Source organism: Kitasatospora sp. HUAS MG31, assembly GCF_040571325.1.
In the GTDB taxonomy this organism is placed as follows: Bacteria; Actinomycetota; Actinomycetes; order Streptomycetales; family Streptomycetaceae; genus Kitasatospora; species Kitasatospora camelliae.
Genome location: NZ_CP159872.1, coordinates 7,021,923 through 7,047,583 on the forward strand (window position 1 = coordinate 7,021,923; position 25,661 = coordinate 7,047,583).

A 25,661-nucleotide genomic window follows, 5' to 3' on the forward strand; every position below is an offset into this window, starting at 1 on the left:
CGCCCGGATGTGCGGCTGTTATGAAATGTTCATGTAAAGAAAGCTGGTGTTGGCGGGGGTTCACCCCTCCGGAGCGAGCCGCTCCCCGGTGGCCCGGCGGTGGACGCTGATCGCCTCGGTCGGGCACATCTCGGCCGCGTCGGCCAGCTCCCCGGACAGCTCCGACGTCCCGCCCAGCGGCCGGGCCCGGCCGTCCGCCCCGAGCGCCAGATCCGCCGGCGCCAGCGCCGCGCACTGCCCGGTGCCCACGCAGCGGAACCGGTCCACCCGGACGTCCAGGGCGCCCTCGGCGGCGGTCACCAGACCACCGTCAGGCTCTGCGGGCTGCGGGTGAGCAGGCCGCGCCGCCAGTCGATGGCCTCCACCGGATCCGCCAGCCGCAGCCCGGGCAGCCGCTGCGCCAGCCGGTGCAGGCCCAGCTCCAGCTCCATCCGGGCCAGCCAGGCGCCCAGGCAGTGGTGCGGGCCGGCCCCGAAGGTCATGCTCGGGGTGCCGATCGGGGCGAACAGGTCGGTCGACCCGTCCGGGTAGACCTCCGGGTCCCGGTTGGCGGTCCGGGTGTCGGCGGCCACCACGGCACCTGCCGGGATGACCACCCCGCCGATCTCCACCTCCTGCACCGCCCGGCGCAGCAGCCCCGGGAACTCGGTGGCGTCGCCCAGCGGGACGGACCGCAGCAACTGCTCGGTGGCGGCCGCCGCGCTCTCCTCGTCGGTGCCGATCCGCCGCCACGCCTCGCGGTCCTCGGCCAGCAGGTACACGAGTGCGTTGCCCAGGCTGGTCATCGTGGTCTCGTGCCCGGCCACCACCAGCCCGATCACCAGCGAGGTGAGCTGCTCCTCGGTGATGGAGCCGTCCTGGTCCGCCGCCTGGACCAGGCTGCTGACCAGGTCCTCGCCCGGGTCCTTGCGCCGGGCCAGCACCAGCTGGTGGCCGAACGCCCCGAACTCCCGCATGGCCGTGGCGATCTCCTCCGCCGGGTAGGCGCTGGCGGAGAGCGCGTGGTCGCTCCAGTGGGCGAGCCGGTCGAGGTCCATCCCCTCCAGGTCCATCAGCCGGCAGATCACCGCCACCGGCAGCGGACGGCTGAAGGCGGCGATCACGTCGGCCGGCGAGCCGCCCTCCTCCAGCCCGTCGAGCAGGCCGTCCACCACCGAGGCCACCCAGGGCCGCCAGCGGGCTATCGCCCGTGGCGTGAAAGCACGTTGGACGGTCCGGCGGATCCGCTGGTGGTCGGCGCCGTCGCTGTTCAGCAGGCTGTCCGGGTCGTCCAGCAGGTTCGGGGTGGTCGTGATCGGAGGCGCGTCCGGCGCGTACAGGGTGGCCCGGCCGATTCTCGGGTCGGTGAGCACCTGGCGGACGTCGGCGTGCCGGGTCACCAGCCACACCGGGGTGCCGGTGGGCAGGGCGGCCAGCCGGGGCGGTCCCGGCTCGGCCAGCCTGAGGCAGTGCAGCGGAGCGAGCGGGGCGTCGGGTGCCGGGCGCTGCTCGGTGGTCATCCGTCCTCCTGGCGGTGTGCGGCCCGGGTGCTGCGGGAACAGCACCCGGAACCGACCGTACGGGGACGGAGCGCCGTGCGTTAGGACGCAAACCAGCCATCGGGCCCCACCCGCCGCAGGACTGACGACCCGTCAGAGGATCATCAGATTCCGTTCTCGGCGGGCAGCCGTCCGGACCGGATGGCCGCCACCAGCGCCGCGTGGTCCGCCTCGCTGCGGTCCGCGTACGCCACCGCGAAGCGGGAGAGCGCCTCGTCCAGTGCGTCGTCCTTGCCGCAGTACCCGGCGATCACGGCCGCGTCAGCGGTGTGCGAGTGCGCCCGGGCCAGCAGCGCGCCGGTGAGCCGGCCGTAGTCGTCCAGCTGGTTCGGCCGCAGCGCGCCCGGGTCCACACTGCCCTTGCGGTTGCGGAACTGCCGTACCTGGTAGGGGAGTCCCTCCACCGTGGTCCAGCCCATCAGCACGTCGCTGACCACCTGCATCCGCAGCTGGCCGAGCACCACCCGGCGGCCCTCGTGCCCCGCGGGCTCGCGCACCGGGAACCCGGCCCGGGCCAGGTGCGGCAGCAGCACCGACGGCCGGGCCTCCTTCACCTGCAGCACCAGCGGCTGCTCCCGCTGGTCCAGCAGCAGCACCACGTACGAGCGGGTGCCCACGCTGCCGGTGCCGACGATCCGGAACGCCACGTCCTGCACGCTGTGCCGGGCCAGCAGCGGCCGCATCTCCGGCGCCACGGTCTCCAGGTAGTCGCCGAGGGAGGCCGCCACCGCCTCGGCCCGGGCGTCGGACACCTCGCTCAGCACCGGCGGGGCCGCCGCGAACCGCCAGGACCCGTCCTCCAGCCGGACCGTGGACTTGGCCGCGAACCGGGCACTGGTGTTGCGCAGCGCCTTCTCGGAGACCGCCGCCAGCACGTCGGTGAGGTCGTGCGCCTCGGCGAAGCTCACCAGGCTCTGGTCGGCGACCGCGTTCCACGCGTCCATCGCGGACAGCTTGGCGAGCCGCTTCATGGTCCGCCGGTAGGAGGCGGTCGCGTCGAAGGCGGCCTTCCTGCACACCTGCTCGTCCGCCCCCGCCTGGCGGCCGGCCAGCACCAGGCTGGCGGCGAGCCGCTTGAGGTCCCACTCCCACGGGCCGGGCACGGTCTCGTCGAAGTCGTTGATGTCGATCACCAGCCGGCCCAGCGGGTCGCCGTACAGGCCGAAGTTGGCCGCGTGCGCGTCACCGCACAGCTGGGCCACCACCCCACTGGTCGGGGTGGCCGCCAGGTCATGGGCCATCAGCCCGGCCGAACCGCGCAGGAACGCGAACGGCGAGGCCGCCATCCGCCCGATCCTTATCGGCACCAGGTGCTCGAGCCGCCCGGCGTTGGCCTCCTCCACCGCCGCCACCACATCCGGCCGGCCGGCCGCGGTCTCGAACCGCCCGTGGGCCTCGCGGGGGGTGCGCTCGCGCAGCGCCTTGCCGCGCTGCTTGGCCGACCCCTCCGGCGGCCAGGGCGCGAACCCCGCCACCGCCAGCTTCCGGGCCCCGCCCCCGACGCCCTCGACCGCCACCTCAGCCAACCCCACCGCCGGACTCCTATCCGCTCGCATGCCACCCACGGACGCCGGCCGGGGCGCGACGGTTCCCTGGCGGGTGCCGGCGGTGCCAGATCGATCCGGGCGGCGATCCGGGAAACCGTACCGGTCGGCGGTCCGGGCCGGTCGAGGCGGGCCGACGGGGCGGCCGTAGCATGCCGGTATGGCTCACGACATCCGCGCACTCGGCGACACCTACCTGGCCTTCTGGCAGGAGCGGCACCTGTGCACCCTGACCACGCTGCGGCCGGACGGCACGCCGCACGTCGTCCCGGTCGGCTCCACCTTCGACCCGGAGACCGGCATCGCGCGGGTGATCAGCGGGCGGGGCAGCCGCAAGGTGCGGAACGTCCTGGCGGCGGGGGAGCAGGGGCTGCGGGTGGCCGTCTGCCAGGTGGACCGGGCCCGGTGGGCCACCCTGGAGGGGCGGGCCGTCATCCGGGAGGAGCCGGAGCAGGTGGCGGAGGCGGTGCGGCGGTACACGGAGCGGTACCGGACGCCGCGGGAGAACCCGCTGCGGGTGGTGATCGAGATCACGGTGGACCGGGCGATGGGGAACGCCTGACGGCGGGTCTCCGGTAGCCGGGCAAGCCGACGGGGCCGCGGGGACTTGCGCGCGGCGGGAGGGTGCGGCGTGTGCCCTTCCGTTGTCGCGCGGGAACACGCCCTGGAGATCGCCAACGGCACCCCCGTACGGCCTCGGCGGCGGCGTCTGGGCGGCCGACCAGGAGACCGCCGTGGCCTTCGCCCTGCGGATGGACACCGGCCAGTCGACATCAACGGCGGCTGGTTCAACCCGCTGGCACCGTTCGGCGGCTACAAGGCCTCCGGCGTCGGGCGGGAGCTCGGCCGGCACGGCCTGGGCGAGTTCCTGCAGACCAGGTCCCTGAAGTTCTGGGCCTCAGCCCGGCACGCCGTCCGCCTCCGCCCGGCCCACCGGCATCAGGTACTGCAGCGGCTGGTCCAGGTCGTCCAGGCCGAACAGCTCGTGCGCCAGGTCGTCGTGGAACCCGCCCAGGGTGCCGGTGCCCAGCTCCAGGGCGGTCGCCGTCAGCACCAGCGCCTGCGCCAGGTGGCCCGCCTCCAGCAGGCCCAGCCGCAGCGCCCGCAGACCGTACCGCTGCCGCAACTGGCCGAGGTCCAGGTACAGGCCGAGCACCGCCGGGACCTCCTCCACCCCGATCCCGTCCGGATCCCCCTCCGGGCGGGACAGGTACGAGGACAGCGCCCTCAGCTCCGCCGGCTCCGGCGCCGGGCCGATCCGCCGCAGCGCCCGCCGCTCCGGCGCCACCTCGTAGGTGCCCGGCGGCACCCCGTCCACCGCGAAGGCGAACAGCCGCAGCCGGGCCGTGTACAGCGCCCCCGCGCTCGGGTACGCCCGGTGCCGCAGCGGCCGCACCGACCCGTCCACCAGCCGCTGCTCGGAACGGTGGCTCTCGGCGTGCGCCGACCACAGCAGCGTGCCCAGGCCCGCCGCGTCCAGCGGGCCGGTCAGCCGCCCCCGCGCCGAGCGGCGCGAGGCCAGCACCGACGCCAGCGACACCTCCGGCAACGGCCCCGCCGGAAGCGCGAGTTCGGGCAGGCCCGGCACCTCCCGGCGCGGCGGCGCCGACCGCAGCGCGGTGTCCTCGGTGCGCCCGATCTGGAACTTGCTGCGCTCCAGGTACTGCCGGTCCGGCGCCCGGTGCCCGACCGGGAAGAACGACGGCGGCTCACCACCGTCCATCAGCGCCCGCGCCGCCAGCCGGCACACCGCCCGCTCCTCGTCCGGCGTCACCCCCAACCGGTTGAACAGCATGTGCAGTTGGGAGGACCACACCCACGGCAGCCCACCCTCCCGGACGTCCGCCGCCGCCCGCAGCCGCCCGTCCGCCTCCCGGACCGCCTCCGCCCACGCCGCCAGCCACGGCTGCGCCGCCCCGCGCGCCAGCACCTCCCGCACCGCCTCCGCCCGCTGCACCAGCGCCCGGTGCTGCCCGGCGAACACCGCGTTCACCTTGGCGTGCACCACCGAACCCGGCAGCAGGTCCACCTCCTCCACCCACCGCCAGCCCGCCGCCAGCCGCCGCAGCCACCCCGCCGCCGCCAGCCGGTCCATCCCCAGCGCGAACGCCGTGGCCTGCGCCAGATCCGCCGCCACCGCCAACCGCTGCTCCCCGGACGGCAGCCGGCGAAGCGCCGTCACCGCCGTCCGGGTCGAGGCGACGAACACCTCCTCCGCCACCGGCAGCGCGGCCGCACCGCCGTACCGCTGTGTCTCCGGCCGGTACGGCACCTCCCGCAGCTCGCCGTGCCCGGAGGGCCACGGCCCCGCCACCGCCGGCCGCTCCTTGGCGAACCGCTCCAGTGCGGCGCCGAGTTCGGCCTGATCGGCGGCGGCCAGGCCGCGGACCCGGACCCGCAGGTGGGGCCCGCCCTCGCCGTATCGGATGAAGAACCAGTCCGCCGCCCGGCCCCCGGCCACCCAGCCGTCCAGCAGCGGCGCCAGGTCCTCGGTGATCACGGCGTCGGTGTCCTCGGTGCCGCAGTGCAGGAACAGGTGGAGGCTCCGCCAGGGCGCGGTCGCCGGAAGGTCGGTCACGGTGGGACTCCTCACGGGAACGGGTGCGGATGGACGGCCAGGTCCTCCGGCCGCAACGGTCGCGCGGTGCGGCCGAGCCGGTACGGGACCTCCAGCAGCCGGGGCAGGCCCCGGGTACGGCGGTTGACGTGCCCGAAGGTCATCGGCAGCGAACCGGGCACCACCACCTTCGCGGCGTACAGGCCGAGCCGGTCGCGGACCCCGGGCTCGTCCTGCCGCACGGCCACCACCTCCAGGCCCAGCCCGGCCAGCCGGTCGACCAGCCCCGTCAGCAGCTCCGTCAGGTCCGCCACCGGCTCCGGCGCCCCCGGCCACGCCCCGGCCACCGTGCGCACCGGGGTGTCGGCGAACAGGAACGCCAGCCGCGGCGCCGCCTCCGGCAGGGTGTTCACCCCCACGTGGTCGTCCAGCGAGAGCACCCGCTCCGGCTCGGCCAGCAGCGGGCGCAACCGCGCCGGGTCGCGCGGCCGGTCCGGCGCCACCGCCAGCCCGGGCGCCTCGTACACGTTGGTCACCACCTCCGCCACCGCCGAGCGGATCGCCGCCCGCGGGTCGTGGTGCGCACCCGCCGCCAGGAACACCCGCGGCGCGTCCGGACGGTCGCCCTCGTACCGGCAGACCGCCAGCACCGCCGGGATCCCCAGGTCGTTGGTGGCGTCCAGCAGCCGCAGCGGATAGCCCGCCAGCGCCGCCCGGTCGGCCAGGTGCGCCACCTCCGGGTCGTCCTCGGGCACCGCGATCCGCGGCAGCGGCGCCGCCGCGTACCACGCCATCAGGAACGCGTCCCGCTCCGCCACCTCGAACAGGCCGTACAGCACCGCCTCCTGAGGACTGTTCCCCAGCCCGCAGCCGTTCGAGGACTCGTACACCACCCGCGGCCGGCCCGCGCCCGGCACGTCCCAGTACGCCACGTGCTCCGGCACCAGCAGCGGCGCCCGGCGGGTCAGCGACCAGCCGTGCACCCAGTCCAGCTCCACGTCGGGGGAGTACGGGACGGTCCGCGACGCCGGATGGCCGTGGTACACCGGATCCGGCAGGCCCAGCCGCTCCGGGTCCAGCGCCCGGTCCGCGCCCAACGCGGCGAACGGGGCCCGGACCACCGTCCGCCGCCCGAACGGCCGCATCCCCGCCAGCCGCTCCACCGCCTCGAACAGCGCCACCCGCTCGCTGCGCCCGAAGTCCGTCCCACGACCGTACCCGCCGTCGTCCACCAGCCGGCCGTCCGTCACCAGGGCGCTGGTCAGGCTGAACACCGAGTCCTCCGACCGGGCCAGCCGGCGCACCGGGCCGAACCACTCGTCGTACAGCTCCGCGCGCAGACCGGCCGCGTCCGTCCGGGAGTTGGGGCCGCGCAGCACCAGCGGATCCGGCAGCGGACACGGATCGCACGGCACCCGGGCCGCCTCGGGCCCGTCCGCCGGCAGCGGCCGGCACACCGGGCAGCCGCCGACCGGACGCACCCGGTGCGCGGACCACGTGGCCCGGCCGTGGTGGACCACCAGGACGGTCGCCCCGTCGGCGGCCGGGTCGGCGCCGTCCGTACGGTCGGTGGCCAGCAGCTCAGCGGCCACCGCGGCGACCGCCTCCGCCAGCGCGGGGGAGGGGACCCCGGCCAGCTCCATCCGCGGGCTCTGCCACGGCACCCGGCCACCCGCGGACGCCAACCGCTGGTACTCCACGCAGCTCACGCACGCCCGCGCGCCGGGCCGCAGCACCGGGCCGACCACCGTCACCGCGCCGTCGCAGCGCACCGGCACCCACAGCACCGGGCGGTCCAGCGCCGCCCGGCTCAACTCCTCCGCCACGCCCAGCGTCCACCGCTCCAGCAGGACCGCGGCGGGCCCGGTGACATCACCCGCCAGGGCCTCCGCGGGGGCCAGGACCGTCACGCCGTGCCGGGCGAGTGCTCCGCCGAGGCTCTCGGTTGCCGTCATCGGATGCCTCCCACGGTCCGCAGAACGGTGAACCCGCAGCCGTCCAGGGCGGACGCCACGGCCCGGGCATCCCCGCTCGGCGGCGTCCCCGGCTCGGCCCGGACCCCGGTCGCGCGCAACAGCGCCACCCGGAACTCCGGCTCGCGCTCGGCTACCCCGGCCAGCCACGCCGTGGTCCACCCCTCGTGCTCCCAGCCCGCGAGCCGTACCCCGGCCACGGCGATCCGCGCCGACGCCCCACTCGGGGCGTTCACCACCACGGGCGTCACCCCGGCCGCGTCCGCCTGCACCCGGCCCACCGCCGTCAGCGCCGCGAACGCCACCGCATCCCCGGCCGTCGCCTCCACCGCCCACCCGAGCACCCGGCCCGCCCCCACCCGCACCACGGCCAGGAACACCTCCTCCTCCCCCACGAACGGCCGCCCCACCTCCACCCACGCCGCAACCCCCAACCGCTCGGTCAGCACCCCCCACCAATGCCCCGCCTGCGGCCCACCCGCCTCAGCCGGCAGGTCGCGCCCTTCGGGGGCGCGGGGAACGGCGCGCCCAGCCATCCACCCAGCCGTCACTCGCCCATCGACCCCGCCCTCACCCCCGAGCGGCGATCCAGCACCGGCCGACCCCGCCAGCACAGCCCCCCGCAACGCCCGCCCCCACGCGTGCGCCGCATCCACCCCCACCCACACCGCCGCCGCGGACTCCCCACTCCCCAAGCGGAGTTCCGCCGCCCGGCAGGCCGCATCCAGCCGCGCCAGGTCAGCCCGCAGCCCCACCGCCAGCAACGTCCCGCCCGGCGACGTCCCGCCGCCCCCGACCCCGGAGGAGGCCAACGCAGCCGGCAGCTGCGGAAGATCCCCCGGCACCGCAGGCTCCAGTACCCCCACCCACTCGTCGCCCAGCGCCTCCACGCACCGCAGCGCCTCCCGCAGATCCCCCGGAGCAGCCCACGGCCGCCCAGGCCGCCCCGGACTCACCGAATCCGGCCCCAGCCAGACCCGGTAGTCGGCCCGCAGCGGCCGCTCCCGGACCACCAGGACAGCCGGACGTCCTGCCCACAGCCGCGGATCCTCCCCCTCGTCCGAGGGATCCGGCAGCCCGGCGACCGCACACACCAGCCGCTGCACAGCCGCGCCGGCCAACAGCACCGACGTCACCACCGACTCCGCCCGCCCTTCACCCGCGGACCGCTCCAGCCGTTCGCCGACCGCGGCCGCATCGGCCAGCGCCTGCTCCTCGCTGCCCACCGGGGTGACGAACCCGCAACCGTGCACCCGTCCCACGGCCACGGAGAACCGTCCGGCCGTGAGCACCAGCAGACCGGCCCCGAGCCCGGCCGCCCGCGGCCGCCGTACACTCGCCAACCCGCAGTCCGCCAGCGCCCGTTCGGCCGAGACGGTCAAGGCCGCGGCCAAGGCCGAGGAGGAGACGTCCCCGCAGGCCACCTCCACCACGGTCGAGGCCAGTGCGCCGGCGGCCTCCGCCGGACGGTCGGCCGTCTCCAGGAGCCAGTCGGGTGCGGGGACTGCGGCCACCAGCAGGTCGTGCTCCCGCAGTTGGCCGATCACGGTGTTCAGGGCGGCCCGGACGGGTGAGCCCGGCGGGGCCTGGGCGGTGAGCGGGCCGGTGTCGCCCGTCCGCAGCGGACCCTCCAGGGCCCGCCAGAGCGCGGGCAGCGCCGTGCTGCCCTCCAGCGTCACGGAGGAGCGGCGTCCGCGCAGATGGAGCCCGTTGCGCAGCGGCGTCACCGCCACCCCGGGCCGCAGCCGCAGACCCGCCAGCCCGGCCACGGCGTCCTCCGCCACTCCCACAGCACCCACCCTCGTCGCCTCCGCCCCGCCCCTCAAGACAGCCGCTCCACCGCCGCGATGACCCGCCCGATCTCCTCCCGCCAGTCGTGCCCGGTGAGCGCCGGGACGGCCCGCACCACCAGGTACGCCGCCAGGTACCGCTCGACGGGCCGCACGTCGCAGACGGTGAACAGCCGGTAGAGGGCGTTGGTGCAGGCCCGGTAGACGAGGTAGTCGGGGCGGCTCCACATCCGCCCGTCGGGGTCGGAGCGCCGCAGCAGGCGGTGGAACTCGCTGTAGCGGGTGCGGATGTCCTGGTTCCACCGCTCGACCGCGCCCGCGTCGCCGGTGGCGGCGGCCCGGACGCGGTACTCCAGCGGGAAGCCGTGCAGGTCGGCGCCGGCCGCGTGCCGCCGCTCGGTGAGCCGCCAGGCCCCGGCCGACCAGGCGGCCCAGTCGCGTTCCCAGCCCAGGGCGCCGGTGGCGCCACCCTCGGCACCGCCCACGGCGCCACCCTCGGCGATCCGCCCGACCAGCCGGGTGACGGCCGGCCCCGTGCTCTTCCACCGCCGCTCGAACGCCGCCCGCAGCGACCCGTCGGCGTCGTCGTGGACCAGGAAGTCCTCCAGGTGCGAGACGAAGGAGTAGTGGCCGCCGACCAGTCCGCCGGGGTGGGCGGCGGCGTGCGCGGCGAGGGCGGCGACGGCCAGCTGCACCCGGGCGGTCGGGGAGTCGCCGTGCTCGCCGAGGAAGGCCGAGCCGGACCGCAGCGGAGCCAGCCCCAGCGCCAGCAGCTCGTCGCGCAGCTCGACACCGTCCGGGCCGATCAGGGCACGCAGCGGGGCGCGGTCCACGGGCTCGATCCGTACGGTGTTGTCGGGCACCAGCGGGCCGTACGGCGGGGCGATCAGCTCGATCCGTCCGGCCTCCGCGGCCCGGTCGAGCAGGGCCCGTTCGTCGAGGTCGCTGACCGACGGGTGCCGGGTAATCCAGCGGCGGAGTTCGGCGGCGCCGCGCTCGGCGGCGGCCGCGCAGCGGTCGGCCGGTCCGTCGATCCGCAGCCGCAGGTGCGGGCCGTGCAGCCAGTGCCGCTCCACGTGGACGGTCAGCCCCTCGGCCGCGCACCGCTCGGCGTACGGGAGGACCGCCTCGCGCAGCAGGGGTCCCTTGGCCGGGTGCCGGTAGTAGGCGACCAGGTCGCGTGCGCGGGCGTCCCGCGGATCCACCTCGGGCCGGTTCCCGGATGCCGCCGGCATCGGCGCCACCTCCTCCTGATCGTTCGCGGATCGCACCGTCCGCCGGTTCGCCGCCATCACGGCCGCCCGGCGCGGTAGGTCTCGACCACCAGCTCGACGGCCGGGAAGGGTTCGGCCCGCCCGCCGGGTGCGGGCAGGGCCTCCTCCAGGACGGCGCCCTCCGGGTACCGGGCCAGCCAGCGGGCCAGGCAGCGCAGGTGGAGGGCGTTGCCGAGGTCCACGAACTGCGGCTTCGGCTGCCGGAGTTGCGCCATGAAGTCCTCGGCGGGCCGGCCGGCGGGCGGGGTGGGCAGCGGGTGGAGGAAGAGCTGTTCGGGCAGGTCGAGCAGGGCGCGCCAGCGGGCGGCCGTGTGGGCCGGCACCTCGCCGTCGGCGGCCAGCTCGGCGCGCAGCGCCCGGAGGGTGCCGCCGGGCAGTTGCCAGCGGCGGCGGCGCAGGACCAGGTGCCGGTGCCGCAGCCGGGGTGTGTGCAGGACCGGGCCGCCGGGGGCCTCCAGCGGCCGTCGGGGGACCAGCCCGCGGAAGTCGACCACGCCGTGCGGGTGGTCGGAGAGCAGGGCGGCGATCCGCTGCGGCAGCATGATCGGGGCCAGGAAGCCGGCGTACAGGACGTCGAGGTGTTCGCCGGTGGCGCGCAGGCGGAGCCGGAGCTGGTCGCCGTCGGGGTCGTGGACGAGGTCGATCTCGCCCTCGCCGAGGGTGGAGTGGTGGCGGTCGGGCCCCAACTCGTCGGGTACCAGCCGCGGGTGGAGGTTGGCGTTGAAGCCGCCGACCGGCCGGATCTGGGCGGGCCGGGCTCCGGGGCCGAGGCCGCGGCGGATCTGCCGGGCCACCTCGGCGGTGGCGGCCGGGTCGAGGGCGTCCAGGAAGCGGCTGGTGAACCGTCCCCAGCCGCCGTAGACGTGGTTGACGCAGAGCAGCCCGTCCGCCGGGTCGCGCTGGACGAAGAAGGCGTAGCCGACCGGCCGGTGCAGCGCCCAGCCGGGGAGGCGGTCGCCGAGAGCGGTGACGGCCTCGGCGGGGAGCACCAGTTCCTCACCGGCCGTCGACCCGGCAGCGGCGATCGAAGCGAGCAACTCCGCGCGGAGTGCGGCGAGTTCGGCGATCCCGCTGGGCAGCGGACCGTCGGCGGGGCCGGCGAAGGCGAGCCGGCCGGCCTCCTCCCAGGCCCGGGCGATGTCCTCGCCGAACTCCCAGGGGTGGGCGCACACGCCGCCGGGGCCGTACCGGGCGACGAAGCGGTCGCGGGCGATCCGGCGCATCAGCGGTCCGAGGTCCAGGAGTTCGGCGAGCGCGGTGAGTTCGGCGAGGGCGGTGTGGTCGGCGGTGGAGAGCAGGCCGTCCAGCCGGAGCGGTTCGGGGGCGACCACGTCCTCGGCGAGCACGGAGAGCGGGGCGACGCCCTCCGGGCCGGGCCGGCCCAGGTCCGTGAGCAGATCGGTCCAGCGGGTGGCCAGCGCGGCCAGCAGCGCGGGCCGCCGGTCGGCGGGGGCGGCGGCGAAGGCGGCGGTCTCCCGGGCGATCTCCTCGATCCGGGCGGCCGGTTCGGCGTCCTCGGGCCAGGTCCGCAGCCAGCCGGCGAGGGCGGTGAGCGGCTCCCGGTCCTGCGGGTCGACCGGGTCGACGGGTACCAGCAGGCCCGCTCCTACGAGCCGGTCCAGGTAGGCGGTGACCGTCCGCGGGTCGGCGGCGGCGCCGAGGGCGGCGGTCAGACCGGAGGCCAACTCGTCGAGCGGCGTGGGCGGTTGGGTGAGCCCGGCGAGCAGCTCCAGCGGGCGTCCGGCGGCCAGTTCCACCTGTTCCTCGCCGGTCACCAGAAAGCGCCCGCCGGCGTACACCTCGCGGCCGCGGGTGTAGGCGACCCGGCCGTCGGCGACCCGGCCGGTGCTGGTCAGCCGGTGCGGCAGCGCGGTACGGCGGCGGGGCTCGGCCAGCAGTGCGGCGGTCAGCGCGCCGACCAGGGCCCGGTTCACGGTGACCTGGGCGCTCAGCGGCTCCGCGGGCAGGACGCCGTGCGGGGCGGGGGGTGCTGCGGGCCCGGGCGCCGCGGGGGACAGCGGTCCCCAGCCCACGGCGGTGAACCAGGACAGCGGGCTGGTCTTGGTGCTGGCCCGCAGGGCGTAGCGCAGGACGCCGGGCTCCTCCTTGCGGGCCCGCCGGTCGGCCGCCCCGGTGCCCGCCCGCTGGACGGCGCGCAGCAGGTCCGAGCTGGTGAGGGCGACGGCGCGGGCGAGCGCGGGCTCCCGGCACAGCGCGGCCAGGGCCGTACGGTCGGCGGCCAGCGCGGCGTCGGCCCGGTCGTCGAGCGCGGCGAGCAGCGCGGTCCGGTCCGCGCGCAGGGCGAGCCAGGCGGCGAGCCGGGGCACCCGTGCGGGCAGCTCGCCCAGGCGGGCGAGCAGGGCTGGGCGCGGTTCACGTCCGTTGTGGACGGCACGCCGCAGCGGCAGCACCACCGCGCGCTGGAACTCCCGGTCGTGGCCGGCCGCGCCGGCGTACAGGTCGTCGCACAACGGCCCGGTCAGTGCGGCGAGTTCGGTCTCCACGGCGGTGAGCCGGGCCAGTGCGTCACGGAACGCCGCACCCTCGGCCGGCTGCGCGGGGTGGCGCAGCACGGTCGCGCGGGCCAGCGCGTACGGTGCCGGGCTCACCTGGTAGCGCCCGGCCTGCGGGGTCGTCCGGTCGGCCTCGCGCTCGGCGGCCGGCGCGGCGGGACCTGGGGTCTGCGGCATGGCGGTCGTCCCGTCGGGAGGGGAGTGGGGATGCGGTGGTCCGGAAGGGGGCACGGGGTGCTGCGCGGGGCGGGTGGCCGGGTGCGCCGCGCCGCGGGTGGCGGGGGTGGCCCGCGCCGGCGGCGTGCGTCCATCTCGGACCGTCCGCCGCGCGCAGCACCCCGCGCCCCCGGGGCCGTCCGGGACGGGCGGCCTAGTACGGGACGTCGGGCAGCTGGGGGTGGGCGCAGGACGAGGAGCCGCAGGAGCAGGAGCTGCCGCTGTTCGAGGCGCCGGTCTCCGGCAGCGCGACGGTGTCGCGCATGGAGGTCACGGTGAGCTCGCCGAGGTCGAGGTCGGCCAGTTCGAGGCTCGCGGGGATGACGGGTTCGGTCATGGATGCCTCCCGGGGTGTGTGAACAGGGACGGTGGAGGAGCGGTCGCGGCGGGCTCGGTCAGCCCAGGACCGGATCCATCACCTGGGGCTGCTGGCACGAGGACGAGGCCTGGCAGGAACAGGAGCCCCAGGAGGCACCGGTCTCGGGCAGCGCGGCGGTGTCGCGCAGCGAGGTGACGGTGAGCTCGTCGAGGTCGAGGTCCTGCAGGGCGAGGTCCGGGTCGTTCGGGGTGTCGGACATGGCGTGCTCCCAGGGGTGTCGGGATGTGCCGGTCGGAACGGGCCGGGGGTTCCCGGCGGTGGTGCGGCGGTCCGCGGAACCGCGCCTGACCGGTCCGTCCCGGTGCCCTGTGGCATCGGGGTCGCCGAGCTCCGAGGGCGGATCGGGCGGCCCGGTGAGGCTCCGCAAGGCTGGCCGCGGCCCCCTGAGCCCGGGCCGAGCGCCGCTGGAGCGCCGCCGAGGCCGGGGCGGAGACGGCGCCGAGCCCGGCCGGTCCCGCCCCGCTCACCTGCCCGGACCGCCCAGCGCACCGCCGTCACGGAACGCCACCGGCCGGGCACCCGGCGTGCCGCACCGCCGTGGCGCGGGGGTGCGGCTCGTGGACCGGCCGCCCCATGTGGTTGGTTGGTGGGGTGGTGTCGGCAGGGCGACGGGGGTGTGCGGTGCGAGGACGGACGGCGGACGGGCCGGGGCGCCCGGGCAGGGCGCTGGCCGCGGGAGGGGCCGCCCTGCTGCTGCTCGGCGCCGTCGTCGCCGGCCCGGTCGCCGCGGCCCCGCCCGCCGCCGCGGCCGAGGGGCCGCACGGGGACTTCACCATCACCGACCCGCGGATCACCGAGTCCAGCGGCCTCGTGGCCAGCCGGCGCCATCCCGGCGTGTACTGGACCCACAACGACAGCGACGACGGGCCGTACGTCTACGCCGTCGACGGGCAGGGCCGCACCGTGGCCACCGTCACGCTGCGCGGGGTGAAGCTCCGCGACGCGGAGGCGATCTCGCTCGGCCCGGACGGGCGGCTCTACCTCGCCGACATCGGCGACAACCTCGACGGCACCTGGCCGGAGGTGTGGATCTACCGCTTCACCGAGCCCGACGAGCTCGGCGACCGCACGGTGGACGCCACCCGCTTCCGGGTGCGGTACGAGGACGGGCCGCGCAACGCCGAGGCGCTGATGGTCCATCCGGTCACCGGGCGGGTGTACATCGCCAGCAAGCACGAGTCCACCGGCGGGCTGTACCAGGGTCCGGAGGCGCTCTCGCCGACCGGGGTGAACACCTTCCGGCGGATCGCCGACGTGCCCTGGGTGACCGACGGCGCGTTCTCCCCGGACGGCAGCCGGCTGATCCTGCGCGGCTACTTCTGGGCGGCGATGTACCGCTGGGCCAACAACGAGCCGACCCGGATCGGCCCGGTCGACCTGCCGTTCCAGCGGCAGGGCGAGTCGGTGACCTTCACCGCGGACGGCCGCTCGGTGCTGTACGGCACCGAGGGGGCGAGGAGCGCGGTCAAGGAGGTGCGGCTGTCCGGCGACCAACTGCCGGACGACGTCCGGCCGACGGCCGCCCCGAGCAGCGGCCCGGCGACCACACCGGGAGCCGCGGCCGGCCCCGGCGCGACGACCGACGGCTCCGGCTCGGGCGGCCCGCCGAGCACCTCCGTCGCCCTGTGGATCGCCATCGCCGCCGCCGGCGCGGTGTTCGTGCTGCGCAAGGCCCGCCGGCCCAAGTGACACCCGGCCGCCGGGCCGCCCGCCCCGTTCGAACCCCGAACGGGGGACGGCGGATTGGCGGATCCGGTGAACGCGCGCGACGGCCCGGCCGCCGCGGCGCTACCGTGGTGCCAGGCCACACCCCCGGGAGCGCGAGATGACCGACCAGCCGGCACCCACCGCCGACCGCCAGGCGCTGAGCGCCGAATCCGCCTCCGCCGTCCGGGCGTACGCCGCGGACCAGCGGGCCAGGGCGGACGACCTGGCGGCCGCCCTGGAGGACATCGCCGCGAACGGCCTGCCCCGCGCCGAGGACTGCACCCCCTGGGAGACCATCCGCGACAGCCGGCTGGCCGCGCTGGCCGCCGGGCGGGACCGCGCCGCCTGATGGTCCGTCAGCGCCGCCGCCGCGCCCAGGTCGCCTTCACCGCCCTCGCCGAGGCCCAGGTCCGCGCCATCACGGACCCGGACGAGATCCACGCCCTCGACCGGGCTCTCGCCGCCCTCTCGGTGGACCCGGCGATGGGCACGGTCATCCCCGGTACCGTCCCCGAACTGCGCCAGTACACCGACGACGTGGACGCCGTGCGGCTGATCTACTACGTCACCGCCCTGCGCACCGTCGTCGTGGTCGCCTACCTCGAGGTCGGCTGACCGGCCCGCTCGGGGGAGCCCCGGGGAGGCGCTGTCGGTGCCGTCGGGTTGACTGGCCCGCATGACCGCCGAGCACCTGCTGCGCACCCTGCCCGCGCCCGCCGACCTGCGCGCCCAGTGCCGCGCCATGGCAGCCGCCGAGGCCGTGCTGAACCCCGACGGCTACCGCTACCACGCCTTCGACCCGGCCTGGGCCGAGGGCGTGGAGGCGTACTCGCTGCGCAACGGTGCCGGCGACGAGTGCGACGCGGTGTTCAGCCCCGAGGGCGTCCTGTTGCGCGGCTTCGACCACGAGTCGCCCATGAGCCCGTACGTCGAGGACCGGCCCTGGCCGGGCGTGCTGGACTCCGTCCCGGCCCCGCTGGCCCGGTGGACCGCCGAGCCGGCCTTCACCGCCGACGGGATGCCGGCGTTCACGTTCTGCCTGTGGCGGGAGCCGGGCGACGACGGCTGGCGGACCGGGGAGATCGACTACCCGGGCGGCGACCCGGCCGAGGACGGCTCCGGCTGGCTGCTGCACCTGCTGGCCGACGGCGGCCCGGAGGCCTTCCGGGACTGGGCGCAGCACTACTACGACCGTCCGGTCGACCTCGCCGCCGTCCGGGCGCTGTTCGGCGGGAGCCCGCTGACCCCCGGGATCGCCGCGGCGCTCCACGCCGGTCTCGCCTTCGATCGGGCTGCGGCGGCGGTCGCCGCGGCGGGCTGGCCGGTCGGCGACTGACCTCCCGGGTCGCAAGGTGGCTCGGGTCAGGAGGTGGCCGTCCAGGGGGTCGGCTTCGGCGGGGTCGGGCGCGGGTAGACCAGCGACTGCTTGACCCGGCTGTAGGCGAAGCTGGACTCGATCGCCGCGATCCCCGGGATGGCGTGCACCCGGTCCCGGACCAGCTGCTCGTACGCCCCCAGGCTCTCGATCACCACCCGCAGCAGGTAGTCGCTGCTGCCGGTCATCAGGTAGCAGTCCTGGACGTGCTCGATCCCGGCGACGTGCTCCTCGAAGACCCGGACCGTCTCGGCGGTGTGCCGCTCCAGCCGGATCCGGACGAACACGGTGATCGGCAGCCCGAACGCCGCCTGGTCGACGATCGCCGTGTACCCGCGGATCAGCCCGGCCTCCTCCAGCCGGCGCACCCGGCGCAGGCACGGGGAGGGGGAGAGCCGGACCCGGTCGGCCAGGTCCTGGTTGGAGATCCGGCCGTCCTGCTGCAGCTCCCGGACGATCTGGAGGTCCACCGCGTCCATTTTCCACTCCGATCGGGCTGATTCCTGGCAGATCCTGCCCCGGACCCTAGGTCGTGGGGGCACAAGTGGCAATCGCCTGCCCCGGCGAAAGCCCTAATCTTGCGGGCGCCGGCCCCCCGAACGCCCGTGCGGACCCCGGGGCGGACGGCCGTACAGCCGCACCGCACCCCCACGGAGACCCGTTGGCGCCCCCCAGCCGCCCGGCGACGACGCCCCCCTCGGCGCCGTCCCCGGCCACCCCGGCCACCCCTGCCGTCCCCCCGGCTCCCGCCCGTCCCCGGGCCGCCGGCGAGGCCCTCGGCCTGATCGCACTGGCGGTCACGGTCGCCATCTGGGCGGGCTTCGCGCTCAGCGCCCGCGCCCTCGCCGGGTCCACCCTGCTGCCCGCCGACGCCGGCCTGATCCGGTTCGGCCTCCCGGTCCTGCTGCTCGCGCCCGCGCTCTGGCGCCGCCGCCGGCAGCTGACCGCCGTGCCCGCCGCCACCGCGCTGAAGATCCTCTGCGGCGCGGGCGTCCCGTTCTTCCTGGCCGCGATGGCCGGCGGCAAGCTGACCTCGGCCGCCTTCGTCGGCGCCCTGATCCCCGGCACCGTCCCGCTGTTCGTCTCCGCGCTGATGGCCGCCAAGGGCCACGGCGCGCCGCGCGGACTCCAGCGGTTCGGTCTGGCCGCGATCACCCTCGGCGCCGTCACCCTGGTCTCCCCGCACCTGCTCCCGGTGGACGGCGGTACCCTCGCCGGGTCCGGCCTGCTGCTGCTCGCCGGCGGCCTCTGGGCGCTGTACACGGTCGGCCTGCGGGAGACCACCCTCGACCCGGTCGGCTCGATCGGCCTGCTCTGCATCCCCTCCTTCGCCGTGCTCGCGCTGCTCGCCGCCACCGGGGTGCTGCCCACCAACCTCGTCCACGCCGCGCCCGGCGACCTGCTGCTGTTCGTGCTGCTCCAGGGGCTCGGCGTCGGCCTCTGCGCGGGCCTGCTGTACGCCTTCGCGATCCGCCGGCTCGGCGCCGAACGCTGCGCGGTGGCCGGCAGCCTCAGCCCGGTGGCCGCCGCGCTGCTGGCCGTGCCGCTGCTCGGCGAGCGGCCGGGCACGGCCGTGCTGCTGGGTGTCCCGGTGATCACCGCCGGGGTGATCCTGGCCAACCGCCGTCCCGCCGCGAAGCCGACCGCTGCCGCCGCACCGGGAGCGGCAGGGGCCGCGACCGACGCCGCGCAGGACCCCGCCGCCGCGACCGCCCGCCCCGAGCCCAAGGTGCCCGCCGATGCTTGAGCTGCTGCCCCCCTCCCCGGTCGACCCGCTGTGGGCCGTCGCCGCCGAACTCGACGCCGACCCGCGCCCCGAGCGCCTCAACCTGGTGCTGGGCGTCTACCGCGACGAGACCGGGGTGACCCCGGTGATGTCCGCCGTCCGGCAGGCCGAGCGCCTGCTCGCCGACCGCGCCGCCTCCAAGGAGTACCGGGGCCTGTCCGGCAACCCGGCCTTCAACCGGGCGATGGCCACCGCCGTCCTCGGCACCGGCGGCCCGGCCGACCGCGCCACCGCCGTGCAGACCGTGGCCGGCACCGGCGCGCTGCGGCTGCTGGCCGACCTGGTCCAGCGCACCCGTCCCGGCGCGACCGTGTGGATCAGCGACCCGGCGTACGTCAACCACCGGCCGATCATGGAGGCCGCTGGCCTCGCCGTCCGCACCTACGACTACGTCGGCCCCGACGGCGGGCTCGCCCTGGAACTCCTGCTCGCCGACCTGGACGCGGCCCGCCCCGGCGACGTGGTGCTGCTCCAGGGCTGCTGCCACAACCCGACCGGCGTGGACCTGACGCCCCGGGCGTGGCAGGCCCTGGCCGAGCACGCCGAGCGGCGCGGCTGGATCCCGTTCGTCGACCTCGCCTACCACGGCCTCGGCGACGGCCTGGACGCCGACCTGGCCGGCACCCGGCTCCTCGCCGAACGCCTGCCCGAGCTGCTGATCGCGGTCAGCTGCTCCAAGAACTTCGGCCTGTACAGCGACCGCACCGGCTGCGCCATCGTGGTGGCCGCCTCCCGCGGCTCCGCCGACCAGGCCGAGACCGCACTGCAGAACCTCGCCCGGACCCTCTACTCGATGCCGCCCGAGCACGGCGCGGCGGTCGTCGCCACGATCCTCGACGACGACCGCCTGCGGGCCGACTGGCAGGCCGAGCTGGACGGGATGCGGGCCCGGATCACGGCCGTCCGCACCGACCTGGTGGCCGGCCTGGAGGCACTCGGCCGCGAGGCCGTGGCCCGCCGGCTGGCCCGCCAGCGCGGCATGTTCTCGATGCTGCCGCTGAGCCCGGACCGGATGCTGGAGCTGCGCACCCGGCACGCCGTGTACGGCACCTCCGCGGGCCGGATCAACATCGCCGGGGTCTCCGCCCACCAGGTGCCGTACCTGGCCCGGGCCGTCGCCGCGGTGCTCTGACACCGCGCCCGCGGTGCCGTGGCGCGGCGCCGTGACGCCGTGCCGTGACGAGAGGGGCCCGCCCGGGTGACCGGGCGGGCCCACGCGTTTCCCGCGGTGGACCGGTTCACCGCGGGCACCGGCTCAGTTGACGTACACCTGCGGGCTGCCCGGGACGCTGCTGTCCACCACCGGCCCGTAGGTGGCGCTGAAGTACCCGGTGGCGAAGCACAGGCTGGACCCGGAGGCCTTGGCGAAGGCCTGGTTGGCGAAGCTCAGCGCCCCGGTGCCGGCCGCGACCGAGCCGCTGATGCTGCCGGGCGCCCGGTACACGCAGTTGATGGTGCCGAGCAGGGTGCGCAGCACCACCGTGGTCTGCAGCGGGGCCGTCCCGGACGGGCTGAGGGTGACCGGGTTGCCGGGGCCGTCGCTGACCGCGTTGGTGTAGGGCAGGTTGTTGACCGTGATGCTCTGGACCCCGAGGACCCCGGCGACGTTGCTGGTGCAGGAGCCGAAGGTGTGGGTGTCCAGCCGCTCCACGGCCACCCCGGGGGCGGCCGGGTTCTCGGTCACCGTCGCGCTGAAGGAGGAGGTGGCGCACTTCACGCCGCTCGTCCCGGACGCGCTGGAGTAGAAGGTGGCGTGGCTGCCGGCGACCAGGTCGGCGGTGAGGACGTCGCCGACGGCGACGTCCGTGCCGCCGGCCGAGCCGTGGGTCAGCACGGCCGGGGCGAGGCCCGGGCCGGCGGCCTGGGCGGGGGAGGCGGCGGCGAAGGCGGTGAGCAGGGTGGCCGCGGCGGCGATGCCACCGAGGCTGCGGCGGATGCGCATGAGGGAGCCTCTCTCCGGGAACCGGGGGTGGGGGCGGACCCGCCGGTGGGACGGCGGGCCGGAGGTGCGGGAGTGGTACCGAGCGGAGGGCGTGCGTCGCCGACCCGGCGGCCCGCCGGGCGCACCCGGCGGGCCGCGGACGGCCTGGAACCCCGTCGGCACGAGAGGGGCGGCCCGGCGCCACGGGCCGCGTACGGGGTGGAGGAAGAAGCCGGTGCGGACGGCTGCCGCCGCCCGGGAAGGGTTCGCCATACTGGGGAACCGGGTGCCACCGGCAGGTGGGAAACCTGGCAGTGTTGTAAACCCGTCAGCATGTCAATGTCAATACATGGCAAGGAAGTTGGCGATGAAGACGGATGTCCTCCAGACCCCCGACCGGCTGCTCCCCGGAGCCCGTGCCGGCCGCGACCCGGCCCGGTCGATCAAGCCCGGGCCCAGCCGCCTGGCCCCCGAGGTGGTCGCCGCCACCCAGCGGGACCGCCTGCTGGACGGCCTGGTGCACACCGTCGCCGACCGCGGCTACACGCACGCCACGGTCAGCGACATCTGCCGCGCAGCCGGTGTGACCAGGCCGGTCTTCTACACGCTGTTCACCGGCAAGGAGGACGCCTTCCTGGCCGCCCACCGGCACGGCACGGCGGTGGTGATCCGGCGAATGGCCGCCGCCTTCGCCGGCGCCCCCGACTGGTGCACCGGGCTGTGCGAGGCCCTGCGCGAGATGCTCCATCTGCTGGCCGCCGTACCGGCGTTCGCGGTGATGGCCGTGGTGGAACTGGACGCCCTCGGCCCCGCCGGGCGCCGGGTCCGCGAGCAACTCCTCGACCGGTTCCGGGTGTTCTTCGCCGACTGCCCGCCCCCGCCGGCCGGCGTCCCGGCCGAGCAGCTGATCGACGCCGTGGTCGGCGGCGTCCACAGCATGGTCCAGCGCTGCGTGGACTCCGGCAGGACCGCCGAACTCCCGGATCTCCTTCCGGCGTTGAGCCTGTTCTGCGTGGCGCCCTTCCTCGGCCCCGAGGAGGCCGCGGCCCGGTTGGCGGTCGCGAGGCCGTCCCGGCCCACCCGGCCGAAGGACCCTTCGTGCACGCTTATTGACCCCGTGTCTACCGCGCAGTAGCTTCCAGGGAAGTCCCACAGCACGCTCCACCCCGCCCCTCTGCCGGGAGGCGGGGTACGCGAGCGCGCGCCGGAGCCGCTGTCCGCGCCAGGACGACGTGCCAGTGCCCGCCCAGTCCACCCCAACCAGGGAGCACGCATGGCCATGTCCGACGACGCACCGACCGAGACCACCGCCCCCGCCCAGCCCGGCCGCGGCCGGGTCCGGCTGCGCCGGGCCGCCCTGATGGCCGTCCCGGCCGTCGCGGTCGGCGCCGTCCTGATCACCCTCACCGCGCAGGGGGCGCTCGCCGCCCAGTTCTCCATCTCCGGCATGCCGTTCACGGTCACCGCCGACAGCCTGGACGGACAGGGCTTCGAACAGTTCGGCGCGCTGGACCACATGATCGAGAACAGCCCCAACCAGGGCGACACCGGCGGCCAGGTGCTGGTCGCGGTCTCCGCGATCAAGTCCGCCTCGCTGACCAAGCTCTGCCAGAGCGTCGACCTCGGCGGCATCAACCTGCGGATCACCGCCGGCGACGCCGGCACCCCGGTCACCGCCACCGACCTGACCACCGACTCCGACGCGCTCTCCGGCGACGCCGCCTTCGACAACATCGAGATCGGAGGCGACGCCAGCACCTTCAACAAGGCCGGGGTCCAGGGCCCGCCCGGGGTCTTCGGCCAGCAGGCCGACACCGTGGCGATCCACAATCTCCGCCAGCACAACTACGCCACCACCGCGGGCGCGTTCCGGCTGCCCAACCTCCACCTCTCGTTCAGCCAGAACGGCTGCTGACGGTGGCCGAGGACACCCCGGAGGCCGGCCCGGCCGCCACCCCACCCGGCCCCCGGGCCGCCACCCCGGCCACCCCGGCCACCCCGCCCGGGCGCGGGTCCGCCTGGCGGCGGTGGCGCGGCCGCCGGCCGTTCTGGGGCGGGGTGCTGGTGGCGGCCGGCGGGGTGGAGATCCTGCTCACCCTCAAGGCGCCGCTGCCCGTGGTGCTGCACATCGGCATGCAGGGCCTGGCCGGCTACCTGGTGCCCGCCGTGCTGGTGGTCTGCGGGGTGCTCATCCTCGCCAACCCCGTCCAGCGGCTGTTCTACTCGGTGCTGGGGGTGGTGCTCTCCCTGGCCAGCTGGCTGACCTCCAACCTCGGGGGCTTCCTGCTGGGCATGCTGCTCGGCGTCCTGGGCAGCTGCCTCACCTTCGGGTGGCTCCCCGACCAGCCGCCGCGCCGCCGCCTGCTGCGCCGCCCCCGCACCCCGGCCGCCACCGGACTCCCCGCCACCGGACTCCCCGCCACCCCGGGGGAGTAACGTTCCGTCACACCCGTCTCCCCGTCCCGCCTCCGCAGGCGACGCGATCCGGGCCCACCCGCCGTCCGTCGCACACGGAGCAGCCCGGATCTGTCACACTGAGCGACGGCACCCGAGGCTGCGCGTCACCAGGGGAGGCGGCGGATGGACACGGTGATCGTTCAACTGCCCGACCGGGTCCGGCGGTCCACCCCGCCGCACCCGGCCGGGCGGCCCGCCGGAGCCGCGGCGTCCCGGCCGGCCCCCGAACTGCTGCACATGGGGCCCGGCGACACCGCCGACTTCGGCCGCGGCCTGCCCGACCGGCCGGTGGCCGTCCCGCTGACCGACCAGGGCGTCTCCCGCCGGGCCGGCGAGATCACCGCCGCCGAGGACTACTGGCGGCTGTCCAACTTCAGCTCCGGCGCCACCTACGTGGTGGAGAACCTGGAGGGCGCCGGCGAGCACATCAAGGTCGCCCCCGGCCGGCTCGGCGCACCCGTCCCCTTCGAGTTCTCCCGGGTGGTGCTGCCCTCCCTCGACGGCTCCTGCCACTTCACGGTGTTCGCCCCGCAGCACGCCTACCTCGCCACCGCCCCCACCGGCGCGGGTCCCGGCCCCGGCGAGCACACCGTCAGCCCGTTCGCCCTGGACGCCACCGCCAAGTACTTCCTCGTCCTGGTGGCGCTCTGCGAGTCCCGGCTGCGCGGCACCTCCGCCGCCGTCCCCGGCGCCTCCGAGGTGGTGGAGCGGCTGCGCCCGCTGCCCGCCTGCCGGGACCTGACCCGCTCCGCCGTCAACTACCACATCGACTACCTAGCCCGGACCAAGCTCCGGCTGCGCGGCACCGAGGACCCGGACGCCCCCGCCACCCGCAAGCGGGAGGAACTGGCCGCCCTGGCCCTGCGCTTCGACCTGGTCCGCGAGGACCACCTCGCGCTGCTCCCGCCGCGCCGCCGCCCCTCCTGACCGGCCTTCCCGATGGACCGGACTCCAGCCCGCCGCGACGCACCGGACCCGCGACCGTCCGACCCGCCGCCGTCCCAGCCGCCGCTGCCCGACCCGGAGGTGCCCGAGGTCCCGCCCGGCTACCGGCTGGCCGGGTACCGGATCACCGGCCCGATCGGCCGCGGCGGCTGGGGCAGCGTCCACGCCGCCGAGCGGGAGAGCGACGGCGCCCCCGCCGCCGTCAAGCTGCTGCTGCCCACCCTGCTCACCCCCGGCCAGCGCCGCACCATGGCCGAACTCGCCCGGCGCGAGGTGGAGTTCAGTCGCCGTGCCGACCACCCGGCGCTGGTCAGGACGTTCGCCGCGCTCACCCTGGACGACCCCGGGCGGCCGCAACTGCACGGCGCGGTCGCCCTGGTGATGGAACGGGCCGAACGCAGCCTCCAGGACCTGCTGGCCGACGGCGGCGACCTCCCGCCCGACCGGGCCGGCCGGATCCTCGCCGAGGCCTGCGCCGGCCTCGCCCACATGCACGGCAACGGCTGGGTGCACGGGGACCTCAAACCGGCCAACGTGCTGTTGATGGCGGACGGTTCGGTACGTCTCGCCGACTTCGGGCTGACCGCCGAGCTCGACGGCACCCACGCCTACGTCCCGCCGCTCGGCTCGCCCGACCACGTCCCGCCCGAGTGGTGGTCCGAGCGGGCCGGCCCGCGCGGGGTGGCGCTGCGGCCGAGCAGCGACGTCTGGGCGTTCGGCGTGCTGGCCCACCAACTGCTCGCCGGCGGCCTGCACCCGTTCCCGGGCGCCACCCCCCGGGCCCGGGCGCTCGCCGCCCAGTCCCACGCCCGGGCCGGCCGCCGCCCCCGGCTCGACGAGCGGGTGCCGCCGGCCTGGCGGCCCGTGATCGCCGGCTGTCTGGACCCGGACCCCGCCGCCCGGCCCGCCGCGTCCGTCCTCGCCGCGGCCTTCCCCGTCGACCTCGCCGCCGACCTCCCCGCCGGCCGCGGGCCGGTGGGCGGCCCGTCCCGCCGCCGGATCGCCCTGGGCGCGGCAGCGGCGGCCACCGCCCTCGCGGTGACCGCCGCCGTCCTGCTCGCCGGACCGGACACCCCGCCCCCGCCCGGCTCCCCTCTCCCGTCCGCCGGCACCCCCGTGGCCGGCGGACCCGCCACCCCCGTCCCCCCGCCCGCGACCGGGCCCTTGCCGGGCGCCCTCCCGCCCGGCGCCGACGTCCCCGCCGACCTGCGCGAGCCGATCACCCAGGCCGCCCGCCGCTGCCCCGAGCCCGAGGTCACCCCGGCGCTGATCGCCGCGATGCTCAAGGCCGAGAGCGGCTTCGACGCCGACGCGGCCCGCCCGGAGACCCAGGAGTACGGCATCGCCATGTGGACGCCCTCGGTGTTCACCGCCTGGGCCCAGGACGGCGACCTCGACGGCGACAAGGACTACATGTCCCCGCCCGACGCCGTCATCAGCATGGGCTCCTACGTCTGCTGGCTGGCCCAGCAGTTCAAGCGCCGCGGCCTGCGGGAGGACCTGCCGGGCCTGCTCGCCGCCGGGTACCGCACCAGCGACAAGACGGTGGCCGAGGCCCGCGGCGTCCCCGAGCGGGCCCGGGAGCACGCGGCCCGGGTCCGCGCCTACCTCGCCGAGTACACCGCACCCTGACGCCCGGCCATTGACCGGCCCGGGGCGACGCGGGCCTCACCTCCCGCGCCGCAC

Annotated in this window: 24 protein-coding genes and 1 pseudogene; 13 read left to right on the plus strand and 12 right to left on the minus strand. The window is 76.5% G+C overall.

Annotation, left to right across the window (positions count from 1 at the left end):
- Positions 1 to 60: 60 nt before the first annotated feature.
- The 3 genes from ABWK59_RS31630 to ABWK59_RS31640 all read right to left on the minus strand — a co-directional run bounded on the left by ABWK59_RS31630 (position 61) and on the right by ABWK59_RS31640 (position 3,094).
- Positions 61 to 300 carry a ferredoxin gene (locus ABWK59_RS31630; RefSeq protein ID WP_354644086.1) on the minus strand — a complete coding sequence of 80 codons (240 nt, stop codon included), beginning with the start codon at positions 298 to 300 and terminating at the stop codon, positions 61 to 63.
- Positions 297 to 1,499: a cytochrome P450 gene (locus ABWK59_RS31635; protein ID WP_354644087.1), complete on the minus strand. Its 1,203-nt coding sequence runs from the start codon at positions 1,497 to 1,499 to the stop codon at positions 297 to 299. Before ABWK59_RS31635 ends, ABWK59_RS31630 begins: the two co-directional genes overlap by 4 nt.
- Before the next feature lie 143 nt (positions 1,500 to 1,642).
- Positions 1,643 to 3,094, minus strand: a complete 1,452-nt coding sequence (locus ABWK59_RS31640; RefSeq protein ID WP_354644088.1) for a DUF2252 domain-containing protein — start codon at positions 3,092 to 3,094, stop codon at positions 1,643 to 1,645.
- A 148-nt stretch (positions 3,095 to 3,242) separates the two neighbouring features.
- Here ABWK59_RS31640 and ABWK59_RS31645 point away from each other — a divergent pair, with 148 nt between their 5' ends.
- A complete protein-coding gene (locus tag ABWK59_RS31645) occupies positions 3,243 to 3,644 on the plus strand; it encodes a pyridoxamine 5'-phosphate oxidase family protein (protein ID WP_354644089.1) in 402 nt (133 codons plus the stop codon).
- Positions 3,645 to 3,737: 93 nt separating this feature from the next.
- Positions 3,738 to 3,974 (plus strand): annotated as a pseudogene (locus ABWK59_RS31650) (aldehyde dehydrogenase family protein); the annotation flags it as partial.
- Positions 3,975 to 3,980: 6 nt separating this feature from the next.
- On the opposite strand, the gene ABWK59_RS31655 reads toward ABWK59_RS31650, so the two are convergent.
- From ABWK59_RS31655 to ABWK59_RS31685, 7 genes are all read right to left on the minus strand, one after another.
- Complete coding sequence (locus tag ABWK59_RS31655; RefSeq protein ID WP_354644090.1) at positions 3,981 to 5,660, minus strand: thiopeptide-type bacteriocin biosynthesis protein; 1,680 nt, start codon at positions 5,658 to 5,660, stop codon at positions 3,981 to 3,983.
- An 11-nt stretch (positions 5,661 to 5,671) separates the two neighbouring features.
- Complete coding sequence (locus tag ABWK59_RS31660; RefSeq protein ID WP_354644091.1) at positions 5,672 to 7,594, minus strand: TOMM precursor leader peptide-binding protein; 1,923 nt, start codon at positions 7,592 to 7,594, stop codon at positions 5,672 to 5,674.
- Positions 7,591 to 9,411, minus strand: coding sequence for a hypothetical protein (locus ABWK59_RS31665; RefSeq protein WP_354644092.1), 1,821 nt, complete (start codon positions 9,409 to 9,411; stop codon positions 7,591 to 7,593). Before ABWK59_RS31665 ends, ABWK59_RS31660 begins: the two co-directional genes overlap by 4 nt.
- Positions 9,412 to 9,434: 23 nt before the next feature.
- Positions 9,435 to 10,637: a hypothetical protein gene (locus ABWK59_RS31670; protein WP_354644093.1), complete on the minus strand. Its 1,203-nt coding sequence runs from the start codon at positions 10,635 to 10,637 to the stop codon at positions 9,435 to 9,437.
- 56 nt (positions 10,638 to 10,693) lie between these two features.
- A complete protein-coding gene (locus ABWK59_RS31675; RefSeq protein WP_354644094.1) occupies positions 10,694 to 13,366 on the minus strand; it encodes a lantibiotic dehydratase in 2,673 nt (890 codons plus the stop codon).
- A gap of 193 nt (positions 13,367 to 13,559) precedes the next feature.
- Positions 13,560 to 13,742, minus strand: a complete 183-nt coding sequence (locus ABWK59_RS31680) for a thiazolylpeptide-type bacteriocin (RefSeq protein WP_354644095.1) — start codon at positions 13,740 to 13,742, stop codon at positions 13,560 to 13,562.
- A 58-nt stretch (positions 13,743 to 13,800) separates the two neighbouring features.
- Positions 13,801 to 13,983, minus strand: a complete 183-nt coding sequence (locus tag ABWK59_RS31685) for a thiazolylpeptide-type bacteriocin (protein WP_354644096.1) — start codon at positions 13,981 to 13,983, stop codon at positions 13,801 to 13,803.
- A 422-nt stretch (positions 13,984 to 14,405) separates the two neighbouring features.
- On the opposite strand from ABWK59_RS31685, the gene ABWK59_RS31690 reads away from it, so the two are divergent.
- The 4 genes from ABWK59_RS31690 (at position 14,406) to ABWK59_RS31705 (ending at position 16,827) form a co-directional block, all read left to right on the plus strand.
- Positions 14,406 to 15,473 (plus strand): hypothetical protein, encoded by a 1,068-nt coding sequence (locus tag ABWK59_RS31690; RefSeq protein WP_420492879.1) that lies wholly within the window; start codon positions 14,406 to 14,408, stop codon positions 15,471 to 15,473.
- A gap of 136 nt (positions 15,474 to 15,609) precedes the next feature.
- Positions 15,610 to 15,840, plus strand: coding sequence for a hypothetical protein (locus ABWK59_RS31695; protein ID WP_354644097.1), 231 nt, complete (start codon positions 15,610 to 15,612; stop codon positions 15,838 to 15,840).
- Complete coding sequence (locus tag ABWK59_RS31700) at positions 15,840 to 16,106, plus strand: hypothetical protein (protein WP_354644098.1); 267 nt, start codon at positions 15,840 to 15,842, stop codon at positions 16,104 to 16,106. The genes ABWK59_RS31695 and ABWK59_RS31700 overlap by 1 nt, the downstream gene beginning before the upstream one ends.
- Positions 16,107 to 16,167: 61 nt before the next feature.
- Positions 16,168 to 16,827 carry a hypothetical protein gene (locus tag ABWK59_RS31705; protein WP_354644099.1) on the plus strand — a complete coding sequence of 220 codons (660 nt, stop codon included), beginning with the start codon at positions 16,168 to 16,170 and terminating at the stop codon, positions 16,825 to 16,827.
- Positions 16,828 to 16,853: 26 nt separating this feature from the next.
- Here ABWK59_RS31705 and ABWK59_RS31710 read toward each other — a convergent pair whose 3' ends face one another.
- On the minus strand, positions 16,854 to 17,345 hold the full coding sequence (locus tag ABWK59_RS31710) for an Lrp/AsnC family transcriptional regulator (RefSeq protein WP_354644100.1): 492 nt from the start codon (positions 17,343 to 17,345) through the stop codon (positions 16,854 to 16,856).
- 182 nt (positions 17,346 to 17,527) lie between these two features.
- Here ABWK59_RS31710 and ABWK59_RS31715 point away from each other — a divergent pair, with 182 nt between their 5' ends.
- Both ABWK59_RS31715 and ABWK59_RS31720 read left to right on the plus strand, forming a co-directional pair.
- On the plus strand, positions 17,528 to 18,613 hold the full coding sequence (locus ABWK59_RS31715) for an EamA family transporter (protein WP_354644101.1): 1,086 nt from the start codon (positions 17,528 to 17,530) through the stop codon (positions 18,611 to 18,613).
- Positions 18,606 to 19,784 (plus strand): aromatic amino acid transaminase, encoded by a 1,179-nt coding sequence (locus ABWK59_RS31720; protein WP_354644102.1) that lies wholly within the window; start codon positions 18,606 to 18,608, stop codon positions 19,782 to 19,784. The genes ABWK59_RS31715 and ABWK59_RS31720 overlap by 8 nt, the downstream gene beginning before the upstream one ends.
- 123 nt (positions 19,785 to 19,907) lie before the next feature.
- Here ABWK59_RS31720 and ABWK59_RS31725 read toward each other — a convergent pair whose 3' ends face one another.
- Positions 19,908 to 20,594 (minus strand): Tat pathway signal sequence domain protein, encoded by a 687-nt coding sequence (locus tag ABWK59_RS31725; protein WP_354644103.1) that lies wholly within the window; start codon positions 20,592 to 20,594, stop codon positions 19,908 to 19,910.
- Between the two features lie 346 nt (positions 20,595 to 20,940).
- Between ABWK59_RS31725 and ABWK59_RS31730 the strand changes: the two genes are divergently transcribed.
- From ABWK59_RS31730 to ABWK59_RS31750, 5 genes are all read left to right on the plus strand, one after another.
- Positions 20,941 to 21,708 carry a TetR/AcrR family transcriptional regulator gene (locus ABWK59_RS31730; protein ID WP_354644104.1) on the plus strand — a complete coding sequence of 256 codons (768 nt, stop codon included), beginning with the start codon at positions 20,941 to 20,943 and terminating at the stop codon, positions 21,706 to 21,708.
- 138 nt (positions 21,709 to 21,846) lie between these two features.
- Positions 21,847 to 22,488 carry a DUF6230 family protein gene (locus tag ABWK59_RS31735; RefSeq protein WP_354644105.1) on the plus strand — a complete coding sequence of 214 codons (642 nt, stop codon included), beginning with the start codon at positions 21,847 to 21,849 and terminating at the stop codon, positions 22,486 to 22,488.
- A 2-nt stretch (positions 22,489 to 22,490) separates the two neighbouring features.
- Entirely contained in the window at positions 22,491 to 23,009 is a 519-nt protein-coding gene (locus ABWK59_RS31740) for a DUF6114 domain-containing protein (RefSeq protein ID WP_354644106.1), read from the plus strand.
- 144 nt (positions 23,010 to 23,153) lie between these two features.
- The gene (locus ABWK59_RS31745) at positions 23,154 to 23,957 is read left to right on the plus strand and encodes a serine/threonine protein kinase (RefSeq protein WP_354644107.1); all 804 of its coding nucleotides are present in this window, start codon (positions 23,154 to 23,156) and stop codon (positions 23,955 to 23,957) included.
- A 12-nt stretch (positions 23,958 to 23,969) separates the two neighbouring features.
- Entirely contained in the window at positions 23,970 to 25,607 is a 1,638-nt protein-coding gene (locus ABWK59_RS31750) for a serine/threonine-protein kinase (RefSeq protein ID WP_354644108.1), read from the plus strand.
- Positions 25,608 to 25,661 lie beyond the last annotated feature (54 nt).